General features: G+C 69.4%; 14 protein-coding genes and 1 tRNA gene. 7 read left to right on the top strand and 8 right to left on the bottom strand.

The window, feature by feature from the left end; genetic code table 11:
* Positions 1-121 precede the first annotated feature (121 nt).
* The 3 genes from ABH941_RS13815 to ABH941_RS13805 are packed head-to-tail and all read right to left on the bottom strand — an operon-like array spanning position 122 to position 3,045.
* Positions 122-1,699 carry a recombinase family protein gene (locus tag ABH941_RS13815; RefSeq protein ID WP_370129316.1) on the bottom strand — a complete coding sequence of 526 codons (1,578 nt, stop codon included), beginning with the start codon at positions 1,697-1,699 and terminating at the stop codon, positions 122-124.
* Between the two features lie 42 nt (positions 1,700-1,741).
* Positions 1,742-1,927, bottom strand: a complete 186-nt coding sequence (locus ABH941_RS13810; protein WP_370129315.1) for a hypothetical protein — start codon at positions 1,925-1,927, stop codon at positions 1,742-1,744.
* A 23-nt stretch (positions 1,928-1,950) separates the two neighbouring features.
* Positions 1,951-3,045 (bottom strand): LLM class flavin-dependent oxidoreductase, encoded by a 1,095-nt coding sequence (locus tag ABH941_RS13805; RefSeq protein ID WP_370129314.1) that lies wholly within the window; start codon positions 3,043-3,045, stop codon positions 1,951-1,953.
* A gap of 151 nt (positions 3,046-3,196) precedes the next feature.
* Here ABH941_RS13805 and ABH941_RS13800 point away from each other — a divergent pair, with 151 nt between their 5' ends.
* The 4 genes from ABH941_RS13800 to ABH941_RS13785 all read left to right on the top strand — a co-directional run bounded on the left by ABH941_RS13800 (position 3,197) and on the right by ABH941_RS13785 (position 5,799).
* Entirely contained in the window at positions 3,197-3,844 is a 648-nt protein-coding gene (locus ABH941_RS13800; protein WP_370129313.1) for a GPP34 family phosphoprotein, read from the top strand.
* Between the two features lie 116 nt (positions 3,845-3,960).
* Positions 3,961-4,034: transfer RNA gene (locus ABH941_RS13795), tRNA-Lys, on the top strand.
* A gap of 45 nt (positions 4,035-4,079) precedes the next feature.
* Positions 4,080-4,973 carry a hypothetical protein gene (locus ABH941_RS13790; protein WP_370129312.1) on the top strand — a complete coding sequence of 298 codons (894 nt, stop codon included), beginning with the start codon at positions 4,080-4,082 and terminating at the stop codon, positions 4,971-4,973.
* The gene (locus ABH941_RS13785; RefSeq protein WP_370129311.1) at positions 4,963-5,799 is read left to right on the top strand and encodes a hypothetical protein; all 837 of its coding nucleotides are present in this window, start codon (positions 4,963-4,965) and stop codon (positions 5,797-5,799) included. Before ABH941_RS13790 ends, ABH941_RS13785 begins: the two co-directional genes overlap by 11 nt.
* Before the next feature lie 126 nt (positions 5,800-5,925).
* Here ABH941_RS13785 and ABH941_RS13780 read toward each other — a convergent pair whose 3' ends face one another.
* Complete coding sequence (locus ABH941_RS13780; RefSeq protein WP_370129310.1) at positions 5,926-7,590, bottom strand: hypothetical protein; 1,665 nt, start codon at positions 7,588-7,590, stop codon at positions 5,926-5,928.
* 1,582 nt (positions 7,591-9,172) lie between these two features.
* Positions 9,173-10,462 (bottom strand): HEAT repeat domain-containing protein, encoded by a 1,290-nt coding sequence (locus tag ABH941_RS13775; protein ID WP_370129309.1) that lies wholly within the window; start codon positions 10,460-10,462, stop codon positions 9,173-9,175.
* Between the two features lie 298 nt (positions 10,463-10,760).
* Here ABH941_RS13775 and ABH941_RS13770 point away from each other — a divergent pair, with 298 nt between their 5' ends.
* From ABH941_RS13770 to ABH941_RS13760, 3 genes are all read left to right on the top strand, one after another.
* Positions 10,761-10,970, top strand: coding sequence for a hypothetical protein (locus tag ABH941_RS13770; protein WP_370129307.1), 210 nt, complete (start codon positions 10,761-10,763; stop codon positions 10,968-10,970).
* Positions 10,971-11,002: 32 nt separating this feature from the next.
* On the top strand, positions 11,003-11,485 hold the full coding sequence (locus tag ABH941_RS13765) for a hypothetical protein (protein WP_370129306.1): 483 nt from the start codon (positions 11,003-11,005) through the stop codon (positions 11,483-11,485).
* Positions 11,486-11,729: 244 nt separating this feature from the next.
* Entirely contained in the window at positions 11,730-12,326 is a 597-nt protein-coding gene (locus ABH941_RS13760; RefSeq protein WP_370129305.1) for a hypothetical protein, read from the top strand.
* Positions 12,327-12,509: 183 nt separating this feature from the next.
* On the opposite strand, the gene ABH941_RS13755 is transcribed toward ABH941_RS13760, so the two are convergent.
* The 3 genes from ABH941_RS13755 to ABH941_RS13745 form a co-directional block, all read right to left on the bottom strand.
* Entirely contained in the window at positions 12,510-13,538 is a 1,029-nt protein-coding gene (locus ABH941_RS13755; RefSeq protein WP_370129304.1) for a hypothetical protein, read from the bottom strand.
* A complete protein-coding gene (locus tag ABH941_RS13750) occupies positions 13,535-14,062 on the bottom strand; it encodes a SigE family RNA polymerase sigma factor (RefSeq protein WP_370129303.1) in 528 nt (175 codons plus the stop codon). Before ABH941_RS13750 ends, ABH941_RS13755 begins: the two co-directional genes overlap by 4 nt.
* Positions 14,063-14,202: 140 nt before the next feature.
* Entirely contained in the window at positions 14,203-15,201 is a 999-nt protein-coding gene (locus ABH941_RS13745) for a sugar phosphate isomerase/epimerase family protein (RefSeq protein ID WP_370129302.1), read from the bottom strand.
* Between the last annotated feature and the right edge of the window lie 7 nt (positions 15,202-15,208).

Here is a 15,208-nt window from a genome sequence, read left to right as displayed (position 1 = left end):
GGTCGGCGCGCAGGTGGCCCCGGTGGGGTGATGGAGAGCCGTCAGCGACCCCGTGCGCGGGCACGAGAGAGCCCCGGCAGGCTCGGGAGTCCACCGGGGCGAGGGGGTGTGCGAGAGCCCGCTAGCGGGGCACGTGGGGCGTCAGGGGCTCAGGCTGCTCCCCGACCCAATGACAGCGGAAGCGCGTGAGCACAGGGTCCTTGCAGCCCTGCCCACGTGGCGGGAGCACCGTCACCGAGTGGAGGACGACGCGGAGCAGCATCCGCGCCTGCTCTTGGTCGGCGTTCTCCCATGCGGAGGCCAGCATCTCCCCGTTCCGAAGCACGGTGATGTCCAGTGCTCCCGTGATTGCTTCCAACTCTGTTGTGAACGACTGGAGTTGAGCATCTATCGCGTCCCGCATGGTGTCGTACTGGTGCTGTCGCGCGGCCCCCTTGAACCGACCATGTACGTAGTTCGCGGCGTCCAAGTCGTCCAAGCGGGTCTGTGCGTCCTGTACGGCAAGGGTCAGCTCAATACGGCGTGCGTCCTTCTCTGGGTCGTCCACCGCCAACCAGCGGACGGCAAGTTCCGCCAACGTGTCGTCATCGTCCTCCAGCGCTGGGATGCGCCCGACGAACGCCGTTGCCATCGCGTTGTCCGTCTCGGTGACCAGCACCGCCATGCCCTGACAGGCCGACTTGCCGAGGTTCACCCGCCGATAGCACCGGTACTGCGGACCCGCCTTGGTCATGTTCCCCCCGCACCGCCCGCACTTGAGGAGCCCCGAGAGCAGCGACTGAGCAGCGGGCTTCCCACGTCGACCGTTGGCCAGCGACTCCGATGTACGGGAGCGGAGCCCCGCCAGGATGCGTGCTCGCTCGCCCGTGGTGATCACACCCGCTCCGACCCTGACGGGCTGTCCGTCGTCGCCTATCAGCGGTTCGTCGGTCGGCCTCCAGCGCTCGCGCCCCTGGTCGTCGGTGTAGCGCTCGTGTTGGGGCATAAGCCCTGCCCAAGCCGGGGAGTGGGCAAGCTGGGTGATCGACGTAGAGCGCCACTTGCCGCCCCTCCGAGTCGTCAGCGTGTCGGCGTTGAGCTTCTCGGCTATGGAAGCGGCAGACTCGCCAGCAAGCAGCGCGTCAGCTATCCGGCGTGCCGTCTCGTACTCCTTGGGGTTGTGCTCCGTGCACTTCTTCCCGTTGAGCACGCGCAGCCCGTAGGGAGGCTGTCCGCCCGGCCATGCTCCCTGACGCTTCTTCTCAGCCTTGGTCGCCCGTGTCCGGACGCTGGTGTTGTACGACTCGGCACGCGCCTGCTCAGCGAGCCAAGCGAACAACCCGCGATGCTGCGGAACGCTGCTGTCCAACCCGTCCATGTGCGCGAGCAGCCGTGCGCCCTTGCTCTCGAACGTCTCCAGCACATCCCCGACCTGCTTCATGCCCTTCCGGCTGAGCCTGTCGAGCTTCCAGACCAGCAGGTGACGGACCTTTCCGGCGACCACGGCAGCAATGGCGTTGTCGAAGTTCTCCCGGATCACCCCGGCCTTGAACGCCGACACCTCGTCAGTCCAGACCTCCCGGACCGTCAACCCTTCCCGTGCGGCGCGGGAGCGGAGGTCACGTTCATGTGCCCGGAGAGTGTCCTTGTTGTCTTGCAGCGTGCTCCGTCGCAGGTAGAGGTCACAGAGCTTCGCGGGGTCGATCGCCTTGCTGATCACGAGAGCCACCCTAGATGAGGGTGTTTCCGGTCTGATCAGCGGCTATCCGTGCTGGTCAGACCGACTAACACCAGTGGGTTTACTCTCGGGGACCGAGGGGTGCAGCAGATCGTCGCGCTTCAGCAGCAGCCGCACCCCGGCCGCCGCCAGCCGCTCGTCCGCCAGTTCCTGCAGCGGGGACGGCGGCCGGGCCGGATCGGCCCGGCGCGACGGGCCCGTTGGACTCACCGGCCTCGCCGGACTCGCCGAGCTCACCCCAGCAGCCCGTACGCCTGTGCGATCAACTCGTAGGAGCGGTGCCGTGCCTCATGACCGTGGATGTTGCTGGTGATCATCAGTTCGTCGGCGCCGGTGCGCTTGCGCAGCTCCAGCAGCCCGTCGCGGACCTGGTCGGGGCCGCCCAGGACCACGTTCGACAGCCAGGCGTCGAGGAACTCTCGCTCGGCCGGGGTGTACGGGTGCGCCTCGGCCTCCTCGGGCGTCGGCACCAGCGCGGGCTGCCCGCGCCGCAGCCGCAGCATCGCCAGCGCGCCCGACCCGGCCAGCCGCCGCGCCTGCTCCTCGCTGTCGGCCGCCACGGCGCCCACTCCGATCAGGGTGTACGGCTCGTCCAGCACCTCCGAGGGGCGGAACGAGTCCCGGTACAGCTCCAGCGCGGGGACGGTGTTCCCGGCGCTGAAGTGGTGCGCGAAGGCGAACGGCAGGCCCAGCCGCCCGGCCAGCTGGGCGCTGAAGCCGGACGAGCCCAGCAGCCAGATCGGCGGACGGCCTCCGCCGGGAGCGCTCGCCTCCCCGGGCACGGCCCGCAGCCGCTGGTACGGGTGACCGGCCGGGAAGTCGGCGTCCAGGAACCGGGTCAGCTCGCTGAGCTGCAGGGGGAACTCGTCGGCCGTCTCGTCCAGCACGCCGCGCCGCAGCGCCCTGGCCGTCGCCGGGTCGGTGCCGGGGGCCCGGCCGAGACCGAGGTCGATCCGCCCGGGGTGCAACGCGTGCAGGGTGCCGAACTGCTCGGCGATCACCAGCGGAGCGTGGTTGGGCAGCATCACCCCGCCGGAACCCAGCCGGATCGTGGTGGTCGCGGCGGCCAGATGCGCCAGCAGCACGGCCGGCGCGGAGCTGGCCACCCCCGGCATACCGTGGTGCTCGGCGACCCAGAAGCGGTGGAACCCCCAGGTCTCGGCCTTGCGCGCGAGCTCGGTGGTGGCGGCCAGCGCCTGGGTGGGGGTGTACCCGGCGCCGACGGTGGCCAGGTCCAGAATCGACAGCGGCGTCTCGGCGCGCCCGCGCGGCGGCCCGGGGATCTGCGCGGCGAGGGTGGCGACTGCGGACTCCGGCTGCTGACTCACTGCGGTGCTCCTACGGGTGCGGCTGAGGGCGTACGACTGCAGGCCGTCTGCGGACTGCCTCCACAGGGGCCAACCCGCATCCCACCGCCTCTGTTCCCGTCCCTGATCCCGTCCCTGTTTCCGTACTGCCGGGGCGGGGGAGGGAGCCGCCATGGACGAATGGCGCACCACCAGCCTTCCGGAGGACCTGCTGCTGCTCTGCGCCGACCCCGGCACCGGGCGGCTCCGCCTGCCCGGCCAGTTCCGCTTCGCGCTGGGCGGAGCAGCCCTCGCGGAGCTGATCGCCGCGCAGGCGGCGGTGCTGGAGAACGGCCGCCTGGTGCTGCTGCGCGGCGCACCACTGGGCCACCCCGGCCTGGACGCGGCGGCCGCAGCGCTCGCGGGGCCGGCCGCACCTCCGCGCGGGGCGCGGCTGCGCACCTGCCTGAACCGGATGGGGCGGGGCCGGTCCAAGCTGTACCTGGAGGTGCTGGTCAACGCTGGGCTGGTGGACCACCGCAGCCGCAAGCTGCTCGGCCTCATCCGGGTCGACCAGTACACGGTGACCGACCCCGGCGCCGTCGCCGCGCGCAGGGCCCTGGTCGCCGACGCCGTCGACAACGCCAACGCCCCGGCCCGCTCGCTGCAGCTCGCCGCCCTCGCCCACGCCGCCGAGCTCACCGGCCGCCTCTACCCCGGCCGGGTCGCCAACAGCACCGCCCGCAGCCGCCTCGCCGACCTCACCCGCCTCGACCCCATCGCCTCCGCCGCCCACGCAGCCGCCCGCGCCGCCCGCAGCGCCCAGCCCTCCGGCGGCTGACCCCGCGTCCCCGTTGGCCGGCCGTTGGCCCGCCGATGGTCAGAACCACCCTCGCAGGTCAGGTAGTATTTCTGTCGTGCCCAGGCAACAGCGCAAGCGAACGCCGCAGGCACTAAGCGCCGCTAGCTCAGTTGGTTAGAGCAGCTGACTCTTAATCAGCGGGTCCGGGGTTCGAGTCCCTGGCGGCGCACATCGCCCAAGTGGCAAGCGGGACAAGGCGGTCCACCCTTCACGGGTGGGCCGCCTTTCGCTTTGTCGGGTCTGGTGTGGGGTCGAGGTGGGGGTCTGGTGGGGCGATCCTGTGATGCTGGAGCGCCGTTGCATCTGCGCTGAGCTGCGGTTTTACGCGATACGCAGTTCGGCCGTCCGGAAAATTCAGGTGACATGCCTCGAATCCGGCGGCATCATCAGTCAGTTGTTCTGCCACGTCCGGCTCCGGGGGTACACCACGTCCATCCACCAAGAACTTCGAGCCTGGTCGCTGCCGTGGTCCGATACTGACCCTCGTCGGAACGCCTTCGAATGGGATGACGATGAGGAGGCCCGGCTCACGGCGTTGGTCGCCCCGATGACACCTCCTGCCGATGCCGATCGGATTGAGAATTTCCGCTTCATGCGCGAGGTGACCGCACTCTTGGCGTCGCGCTACGGTCGCTGGGCCTGCGGCTGGCTCTGGTCGACCCATAACGGTGGACCTGTGGCCGCCTGGTGCTGCGACGCGCATTCGGTCGGAGAAGCGGAGGAGACCGCCGCGCGGGTCGTGGCCTCGCTACTGGAGTGGCGTGACTGGCTGGAGGACGTGGCCGAGCGGTTCGAGCAGCTTGCCCCGTTTCCCGGTGTGGATGCCGAGGACCGCAGCTGGCACTTGGAGCGCGCGGTGACCCGCCTGGTCACCACGGTCGTGGACCGCACCCACGCCGAATCGGCCTGGTACGGGCTCTGCGATACGACGCTGACCTGGTTCCTGTCCTCCACCGGCCTGGGGCCGGACGAGGCGGAGAAGGCGGTGGAAGCCGCGATCGGCGGCCGCTTCAAGAGCTGGGCCGAGCCCGCCCCGACCCTGGTCGACGCGGTGGGAGTGGACTTGGCGGTCCGCCTGACCGGTCGCGGGTTCTACCGTGAGCGATGACGCGCTGGCCCTGTGGTGCCGGATCCGGGAGCAGGTCGACTGGTCCTCGGCGACGGCGACCCCGGTGTCGGTGCGGCCGGCCGTCGACGGACTCGCCGCCTGGTTCAACGGACCGGTCCGCCACCGTGATCCGGACCGCGCCGACCGGCTGCTCGCCGCGATGACCCTCTCCCGCGCCGCAGCCTCGCTGGGAGAACCTCTCACTCCGGCCCTGCTCGACGAGTGGCAGAAGCTGGTCCTCGGCATACCCGACGTGCGCCTGCGTCGGGGCGACGCCTTTGCCAAGGGCGGCCGGGAGCGTTACGGGCTGACGCCGCACACCTGGCGGGACTTCGCCGCCTGCCTGCGCCAGAGCGCCGACCCCTCGGTCCCGCTGCCCGCCCGCGCGGCCAGGGCGTATCTCGACATCGCCTTCTTCCACCCCTACCCAGACGGCAACGCCCGCCTGGCACTGTTGGTCCTCACTCACATCCTGGAAACGGAGGGAGTACGCCTGGACGAAGTGGGGCTGCTGCAGACAACTCGCTACGCGGACGACCCAGCCGGTGCCCTGGACCTAGCGACTCTCGTCTCTGTGCTGATCCGTGCCACCCACCGACGGGTAACCGTAGGCCGCGAAGACCGTGGTGGACTTGAACCGTCTGCCATCCGCCCGGGCGCGGCCAGCACCCGGTCAGACACTCGGCGTGGCCTTCGGCGCAACCCGTCTCGAACAGCGTCGACTCCAGCAGCGGACGAGCGCTGCGCGCCAGTACGAAGTCGCCAGAAAATCCTGCGGAGCCCTCCCCGAAGCAGCGATGGCCCAGATGCTACGGGTCAGGCCTGACAGTGACAGCCACGGCCGTTGTCCGACTGCGACGGTTCCCAGGACCGGCCGTTCCTCATGTGTTCCTGGACGACTGTTCCCAATCGCGGCCCGTTGCCCCGGAATCACCCGATCCGCAGCGCTGGCTCAGCTCGGCCGGTCGCGTGGGGGCCAGGGGAAGCCGAGAGCCTCCGCGGAGGCCTGGCTGCCGCCGGCAACCCTGGCGTAGGTCGTCGGATCGGCTTCGGCCAGGCGCTGCCATGCGGCCTCGGCCTGGCGTTCGGACGGTGTGCCGTCGTCGGGGATGCTCCAGATGAACTGCAGCCAGGGCATGCCGGCGGCGTTGTACGGCCGCTCGGCATAGCTGAAGGAGAGCTCGACTTGATCACGCGCGTGGTGGTGGGTGGTGACCCAGTTCAGCGAGCAGTTCCAGCGGGCGAGCATGTCGGGGCGCTCGCGGAGGTGTTGTCGTAGCAGGCGCGCTGTGGTCTGTCCGGTCCATTCCCAACTGCTGTCACTTTCGGCGCGAGCCAGCTCCGCGTCGTACTGCACTGCGTCGAACCGAAGGTCTGTGAGCCCGGGTGTGGAGGATCGGTCGGAGGAATCATCGGGGGTGCGCCAGCCGTACCAACGGACGGTGTCACTCTCGCGGACGATGGTCACGTACAAGGCTCCGCAGCAGCCCTCGGTACAGTCGGCTTCAGCGAGTTGCACCTCCCGGGGTTGGGCGGACGCGCGGAGTTGTTTGCGTTCCAGCAGGACGTCGGGACTGTGGGCGCCGCCGCGGTCGAAGGCTTTGGCAATCACCGGCAGGCCGTCGACCAGGATGCGCGTCTCGGCGCCGCCTGGGCGCGCCGGATCAGGGGAGGCGATCACAACGGCGAAATGCTGGGGTGCTGCGATCGTGGTGTCTGGTGTCTGCTTGGCCATGCGGTCGATCCACTCCGCTCTCCAGCGATCGCGTTGGTCGGCGGCTGCCCGGGCTTGGGCGACCGGGGCGCGCCAGTCTGCCTGCTGGAGGAGGCTGCTGAACTTCTTACGGATCTGCTCCCGCTCGCCAGGGACCCAGTCGAGCAGGCGGCTGTGGCCGCTGTCCAGCTCGATGATAAGGGCATGGAGCAGGGCGCAGTTTTCGAGCGACGCGGTGAGCCCGGACCGGTGTTCGGCCAGTGCGCCGTACGCGGCGCGCGCGGCCGGATAGCGCGAGAGCTGGTCCCGGTAGTCGCCGCCCCCAGCGACAAGCGCCAGCAGGCGCAGCGCTTGGTCCGCGACGCCTTCCTCTCCTGTATTTCGGGCCGCGGCCAAGGCTGCGGGCAGGTCGACGGCCTCGGCGATCTCCCGGGCGGTGGAGGCTGCGGTGAAGTGCTCCGCGAGGGGCGCGCGCAGGAGCCAGGAGCGGGCAGGAGGGTCGGATCGCCGGCACAGGGCGATGATGACCTTGGCGCGGTGTCGGGGATGGATGCGTTCGGCCAGCCAGATGAGGTCGGCGGTGGACCCCTCGATTGCTGCCAGCGTGGTCACGGTGCTGGTGGCGAAGCAGGCCAGCACTCCAAGGGTTCGGATCTCTTCGGCATCCTGGCGCAGGCCCGTGGTCTTGAGCAGTCCCAGCGCCAGCCACACGGCCCGACGCTCAGTGGCTGCTCGGAGGACAGAAAGGGCGAGTTCTCGCGTCCTGTCCGGTGCCTGGACGGAGAGTGATTCGAGAACCTGGCCGATATCGCCTTCGCGGCAGGCCGATTCCCGCAGCCGCTCCTGGAGAGCATTCAGGGCGCGCGGTGAGGTGTCAGCGGCGGCCAGGAAGTCATCGATCATGGCTCTGAGACGGGCGGACTGTTCGGCCCGTTCGTCTCGCTCCGGGGCTCTGCGCGGGTCCGGGTCATCGGGGTAGGGACGGCCGCCATCGGGGAGTGGGCCCTCGGGATTCAGGGCAAGCATCTGCGCCGCGTGCTCGCGCAGCGGTAGCCGGGCGCGGGGAGTGAGCTCGCTGCGCTCGCTGGGCGTGCTCACCAGCGGGGGAAGGACTCGATTCGCTTCGTCATGTGCGGAGCCTGACAGAGCCGCCTCGCGGTCTGCAAACGGTTTGCCGTGCCTCGATGGATTACCCGTCACGGCCGGCCGTGTATGCCCTGCTCATCGACCCGCAACTGGGGGCGATCGATACCCCGGACGGGACGGAAAGGTCACCTTTCTGCAGGCCGTCGGTGTCACCGCGGCGGAGAAGGTCACCATGGTCGACACCAGCACTGGCGTACCTCACCCGATCCAACTCACTTCTCGTCACCGAGCCGTGCCCAGTGACCAACCATGCTCCTCGGCCTGCGGTACGTGAGCAGGTGTCAGCTCCGTGGGTGACCGGCGGGCGGCTGGGTGATGGCGGGGCCACCGTGATGGGGTGTGGGGAGGTAGTGCTTGGGCGGGTGGGGCAGCGATTCGACGCACGTTGGTGAGCAGGCGTTGACGAGGAGTGGCAGCACGTCGGTGGCGACGCGCAGGGAGATCCAGACCTGGCGCATTTCGAAAAGCTGTAGCGGGTTGTTGCAGACACTGCAGTTGCCGAGCGTTGTTCCGCCCCATTGGCCGGGGTCGAGGTCATTGGGGTTGAGATCTGCGGTCGGAGTGGGTGACGGCTGGAGCGGGGGGAACTGGGGCCGCAGTTTGTAGTTGCCGTACACCGAGCGGGTGCTGACCGTGCTGCGCTGCAGATTCTGGCAGCGGGTCAGCTCGTAGGGGAACCAGTGCAGCCGATGGGAGGTGTAGGGGGCTGAACTCCTGCAGACTCTCCAAGGCACCTATCTCAGGCGGAATGCGGACAAGGTTGCTGCCGTAGAGAACCAGGTGCCGCACCGACTTCAACTTGGCGATGGTCGGGGGCAGCGTGATGATTTGTCGCCGTTCCTCGGCACTCAGCTCAACGACGACGAGCGCCGCTTCGCAGTGGTTGAAGGATGGATCCACCTGCCTCAGGACGGTAGCTGGGCGAAGCTCAACGTCTGAGCATGGACGCGCCATCCGCGCGTTGAGTGGCGTGCGTGCCGAGAACCCCGTCCGCGCAGGTCACCTGTCCTGCGAGCGTTGCAGGGCAGCACGGCGTGATCGTCAACTGTGCTGCTGCGCCTCGCCTGTCTCGCGGTGACCAACGTTTTCGCCGCTCTATGGCTGCTCTCGATGAGAGACCACGAGAGGGACGTCGAGATCCTCGCGCTGCGCCACCAGCTCACCGTGTCGCACGCCAACTCGGCGACCACCGGCCCACTCTGCGCCTGTGCCCGTCCTCGTGGTCCAAGTGGGCATCGGTATTGCCGGGCAGGTCGTAGTAGACGATCCTCGGTGACGTGCTGTGCGATGAGCGCGTGGACGGTGGCGTCGGGCGTTTCTGCGGTCAGCTTGTTCGCGGTCATTGTTCGCCCCCGGAATCCACTGGCCGGCCCAGGGCTGCCTGTGCGGATTCGCGGGCCTCGGGGGCCAGTGGATCGTCCCGCAGTTGGATCAGACGGGTGCGGGCGGCCGGGGTGTTCGGGAGCAGGGTGAGTGCGGTGCGTTGAACCGAGGGTTCGCAGTCGTCGAGCCCTTCCATAGCGCAGAGCGCGGCCGTTTCCGGGGCGCAGCCGCTGAGACCGGCGAGAATTGCTTCCCTGGCGGAGGAGTGCTCGGTCGCTTCCCACAGGTGCATCAGCGGTTCGGCTGCCGCGGTGACGTGCAGGCGGCCGAGGCCTCGCGCGGGTACCTCGGCCGCACACCAGTTGCCCCCTTCGGTGGCGGTGGTGAGGGCGTTCAGCAGGTACGGGGCGTCTTCATGTTCGCCGAACTCGGACAGGACCCGGCGTGCGAGCCGGTCCAGGGTGTCGTCCCGGTGTCCGATCCAGGTGCGCGCGCGGGGGACGGCGGTGGTGCGGAGGTGATGGAGGGCCTGGGGCAGGCCCGGTGTCCAGGCGGCGGCGTTGCGCAGGCTCGGGTCCTCGGCGAGGTCCAGCACGATCGGGTCGCCGCGCTGGCCGAGTTCCTCCAGAGCGCGTCTGCGTTCGGGCCCGGGGCCCGCCGCCACGCGTTTCGACAGCTCTGCGGTGCTGCTGCCGGCGTGGTCCGTTGCGGCGCGGCCCGCCCGCGCCGGCAGGACGGGTCGGGATGCGGCACGCTCCCTGAGTAGGCGTCGGATCCGGGGCTGAGTGCGTGCCCAGGACGTCCAGGGTTCGCCGTTGTCCAACTCCGCAGCCAGGGCGGCATCGTCGTGGCCGGCCAGGACGTCCCGGTCAAGGCCGTCCCATACGGCGGCGAGTTTCAGGGAGCCAGTCCACTCGATCGCCTCGATCGCGGCCGCCCAGTGGATACCGCTCGCCGCGTAGCGGCGCAGTACCGGGACCGCGTCGAGGCGGCCGAGGAAGGGGAGGAGGGCGAGGACCTGCAGGCTCAGTTCGATCTCTTCCGCGTCGCTGCCGCGATGCCCGAGGAGGTGGTCCTCGATCGGGCCCAGCGGCAGGTCCATACGGTGGATCAGCCGGGTGAGATAGGAGTCGCGGTATTCGGTCTGCCGGTCCCAGCGGCTGTCGGTCAACACGCACGAGTACACCAGCTCGGCCGCGCCCGGGGCGTGGGGGGCGCGCTGCGCGCCGAGGCCCCGTCCGCGCTCGAGCTGCCCTTGCAGCGTGGCGGGCTGGGCGTAGCGGAAGCCGTCCGACGAGTCATTCATCGTGGCTCAGCATCCGCCGGCATGGGGCCGGGCACCACCGGATTTCGGGCGAGGACGGAAGCCGTCGCGTGCGTCGGCCATCGCTGGCGCTGGCAGGGAGACGGCGCCGACCTGGCCGATCTGTCCAAGCTCGCCGAACCGTTCCCCGACAAGGGGCCGGCTCCCGAGGTCCTCGGCCGACCACTGGCCGAGCGTCCCGAAGAGGAGGACTTCGAGGAGGACTTCGACACCGCCATCGAGGCGTGGGAGGAACGGTGGGAAGCCGTCATGTTCCCCCGGGCGCACTGCTGGCGCCATCGTGATCTGCCACCACGGCTGTGCCCAGCGCGACTGGCTGGTCCTCAGCGGTTCCCATCGCGGCACCATGTGGTCCGACCCCCGGGCTGACGGCGCGGACATTGAACCCCTCGCCGACGCCAAGGGCAAGCCCATGACCCTCGCCCGCGGGTTCACCGACTGGCTGGACAAGGCCGAGCAGGCCGTCCGGCAGTCGTTCGCGGGCTCCTGACTCACCGAACGGGGTCGTGGCATCCTGTGGCAGTGCTTCTGAGTGATCACGCGAGCAGTGTCGAGCTCTGTCCGCTGCGCTATCAGTTCGCCACGGTCCGAGGCGACTCCTACGACGACAACTGGCTGGTCATCGGTGGCAAGGTGACCACTTCCGAGGGCAGCTGGTCCTTTGCCGATCCATCTCTGCTGACCCATGAGGCCCGTCAAGTGTCCGCATGGCTGCGGGCGGTGGCCGCCGGGACGGTAGCGGTGACCGGACCCGACGCCGAGGGCTACCTGTCTCCGGACACATGGTTCGTGGAACCGGTCCTGGCCGTGAGCCTTGCTGATCGGGCTGACAGCGGGGTCGTGATCCGCGTTCACCTCTCTCTGGAGGCGGCACCCCCATGGCAGCAGGGCGACGGTGGAGCGGACATCTACCAGTACTTCGTCGAGGTGCGGATGGACGCTGCAACCCTGCTTGACGCAGCTGACCAGTGGGACCTTGCCATGGACTCCTTCCCGGCTCGCTGATCAGCGCAACGGCTCGGCCATGTGCTCGGGGAGTGCAGCCTGTACGTACCTCACGGCCGCAGGCCTAGGCGGCCCGGGAGAAGATCGCGGAGCTGACCGCGCCCTCGCTTGGCGATAGCCTCCGGGCGTGAGAACGTCTTGGGAGCGGATCAGCCGGCAGCTTGCGCGGGAGCGTCGACGGTTGGGCAGGGGACGACGCCGGTTGCCACCTGCCCCGGTGGCGCCGTCGGTCTGCGCTAGGCGCATGCGTCGGTGGATCACGATCGTGTCGGGTCTGTGGGTCGCAGCCGTCATCATCGATGTGGCGCTGATACGGACCCACTCGCTGAACCAGTCCTACGTACCCTTGTCGATGCTGGCCGGATACATTGCGGGTGCGGTGTTGCTTCCGACCTGGTACGGGTGGGCTGGAAAAGTCCATCTCACCGTCGAGGAAGGGGCGCGGTCGCTGACCGCCCGCACGCTGAGCGGAACGCGCACGCTGGACCTGGACCGACTGACGAAGGTTCGCCGCTTCGAGACGATCAATCGCACGGGCGGCTTCATCGACGAACTACACCTTCACGACGGGCACGGCGTACGCCTGGTGGTGGACGAATCGTCACATGGCATCGACGCCCAGATACGCCAGGCCATCGAGAGCGCATGGTCACGGCCCGATCGCTCCTCGGTCAAGGTCACCAGGCACGCTCAAATGCGTCTGGGGCTGGCACCCCAACCACGCCTGCGCCAGCGGGTCCTCTATCGCGCCTTCGGGTTTGTGCTGCTCCTAGCCGCGATGTGTGGGCCAGGGCTGGGAAGCTTCATCGTTGCTGCTGCCCTGTCCGGACCCAGGGTGTAGGACACGGACCGACCTCGCCGCCCGATTTGCGGATGAGGAGTAATGCGACATAGCGTCATATTCCGTCCGCTCGGCTCACCATGCGCATGCCGTCGCTGTACGCGGCCCGGCTCTTCGATGCGAGCGGGGTTGGAAGCAAGTGTGCGGCGCCGGAAGCGTCACCATCCGCCGAGCCGAGGCCACTCAGTCGACCACGGTGGTGGTCCAGTTCTTCTCGTCCATGCCCAGCGAGGCGATCCGGGCGAGCAGGCCCTTGGCGCCGCCGAGGGCGGCGACAGACGGAGGGAGGGACTGCCCGGGGTCGGTCCACGCGCACAGCCGCAGACCCTTGGAGGTGGTGCACACCTCGCCGTTGTCCGGCGCGGTCCTGGTCATGGGTCCCGCGAAGAAGCTGACGTTCTGGTCCCCGACCGAGTAGAGCATCTCCACGGTCCAGGGGAGAGTGCCGCCGGGATCCGGGCGGAAGAGGTCGATCTGATGGGGCACCATGTCCCTGGGCAGGGCGCTGATGTGCACCGGCAGGGGCACCGCGTAGTCGGCGACCTTCACATTCTCGGCGACCTTGCGCAGTGTGCTGGCCGGGTCGGCGCCCTTGGGCTGGTAATAGGCGTGGATCTCGGCCCATCGGCCGCCGGGGGTCCGCCAGCGGAGGTAACTGTCGTCGTTGCTGGTGGGGTCGGCCCGGTTCTTGGTGAGCCAGTAGGCACTGCCGCCCTGGATCGGTTGGGTGTCCACGCGGTACTGCTTGCCACCGTCTGCCGCCGTCCCGATCGGCGGGGTTGCCCCGGCCGGGTAGAGCGTGAGGATGATGCGCTCGGCATTGGTCCCGGTGCCGGTGGCGTTGGCCGTGGGCCCGACAGGATCCTCATAGCCCGCGCTGTAGCCGACACCGGCGATGGAGGCCGGGAGCCAGCCGAAGGTGGCATGGACCACCAGCGGATCGCTGCCCGCCGCCGGCGCCTGCGGTGTCACGACCGCGCGGCCGCCGCCGCCCAGAACCCCCTCGCCCGGAAGGGCGATCGCACCGAACCCCACGGCAAGGGCCAGTGAGCAGACCGCGCCGGCGCGGACCGCTCGGCGCCGCCGCAGCCGCCTGCGGCCGGTGCGCAGGGCCAGGCCGAGGTCGAGGGTACTGGCCGGGGCGGGACTGTCGGCCAGGGTGTCGAGGTCGGCGCTCAGGTTGCTGAATCTGTCCAGGTCGCTGCTGGTCATGGCTGTGCTCCTTCCGGTGCGGGGGCGGAGAGGGGGCGGGCGTCGAAAAGCTGGCGGCGCAGTGCGTCCAGCCCGCGCGAGGTCTGGCTCTTGACGTTGCCCGGTGAGCAGTTGAGGACTTCGGCGGTCTGTTCGACGGAGAGGTCGCAGTAGTACCGCAGCACCACCGTGGCTCGCTGCCGCGGCGGCAGCGCGGCCAGGGCTGCCCGCAGGTCAAGGCTGCCGTCCACGTCGGCCGACTCGGTGACGGCGTCCTCGGCCACCGAGCGCAGCAGCACCCTGCGGGTCCAGGAGGTCCGCTGCTCCGCCAGGAAGGTGTTGACCAGGACGGTCCTGGCGTAGCCGTCGATGTTCGCGACGCCGCCGGTGCGCCCCCAGTGGATGTAGAGCTTGGTGACAGCGCTCTGGACCAGGTCGTCTGCCCGGTGCCAGTCGCCGCACAGCAGGTAGGCGACCTTGCGCAGCCAGGCCGATCGGGTCGTGACGTACTCGGTGAACTCGGCGTCGCGTCTGCGCTCCGCCATAGGACCCCCTCCAGTGCCGCTGCTCCGTGCCGTTCCACCCCCCTGATGCCGACAGCACAGCGAAAGGTTGCACAGTCTCGCGCCCGGGAGATGCGCTCCGTGTGACGCTCACGCATCACGGAAAGGGTCTCGGGGGCAGGTCAGAGGGCGGCTGCGGCGGTGTGCAGGTGCTTGGCGGCGAGGGCGAGTCCTTCGGTCTGGGAGTAGGCGGCGTCCTCGTGCTCGATGTTCACGGCCATGTCCGGGTTGATCTCCTTGAGTGCCCGTAGGAACTCGGTCCAGTAGGCGGTGTCGTGTCCGAGGCCGACGGCGACGAACTTCCAAGCTGGGTTCTCCGGCCAGTTGTTGCACCAGAATCCGTAGCCGGTAGGCACCTTGCCGGGCGCGTCGGCGGGCACCCGGGTGAACGACGTGTCCAGGACACCGCGGATGTCGGCGCCGGGGCAGAGCGTCGCGTCCTTGGCGGCGGCGTGGAAGACCAGCGGGCCGAGCCATTTGATGGAGGCGACCACATCCATTCCCTGCCACATCAGGTGGGAGGGGTCCATCTCCGCGCCGATGTTCGTCGCGCCCGTCCCGTCGACCAGCCGCTTGAGCGTGACCGGCGAGAACACCACGTTGTGCGGGTGCATCTCGATGGCGACCCGGACGTCGTTCTCCCGGGCCAGCGCGTCGATCTCCTTCCAGAACTCGACGGCCACGCCCCACTGGTAGTCCAGGACGTCCATGTAGACGCCGTCCCAGGGGTTGACGACCCAGGAGGGGTACCTGGCGTCGGGGTCGGACCCCGGGGTGCCCGACATGGTGACCACGTGCCTGACGCCGAGCAGGCCGGCCAGGCGGATGGTGCGGCGCAGGTCGTCGGCGTGCTTGGGCCCGACGCCGGGGAGCGGGTTGAGCGGGTTGCCGTTGCAGTTGAGTCCGGTGAGTTCCATGCCGCGGTCGGCGAACGTCGCCAGGTACTCCGCGCGGGCGGTGGCCGAGGACAGCAGCAGGTCGACCGGGCAGTGCGGCGAGGGAATGAAGCCGCCGGTGTTGACCTCCACCGAGGTCAGGCCGTTGGCCTTGAGGATGTCGAGGGCTTCGGTGAGCGGGCGGTCGTGCAGGCAGGCGGTGTAGGCGCCGAGTCTGAGTGCCATGGGTCCT

Source organism: Streptacidiphilus sp. EB103A, assembly GCF_041261405.1.
Lineage (GTDB): Bacteria > Actinomycetota > Actinomycetes > Streptomycetales > Streptomycetaceae > Streptacidiphilus.
This window is presented reverse-complemented; position numbering and strand designations above follow the sequence as displayed.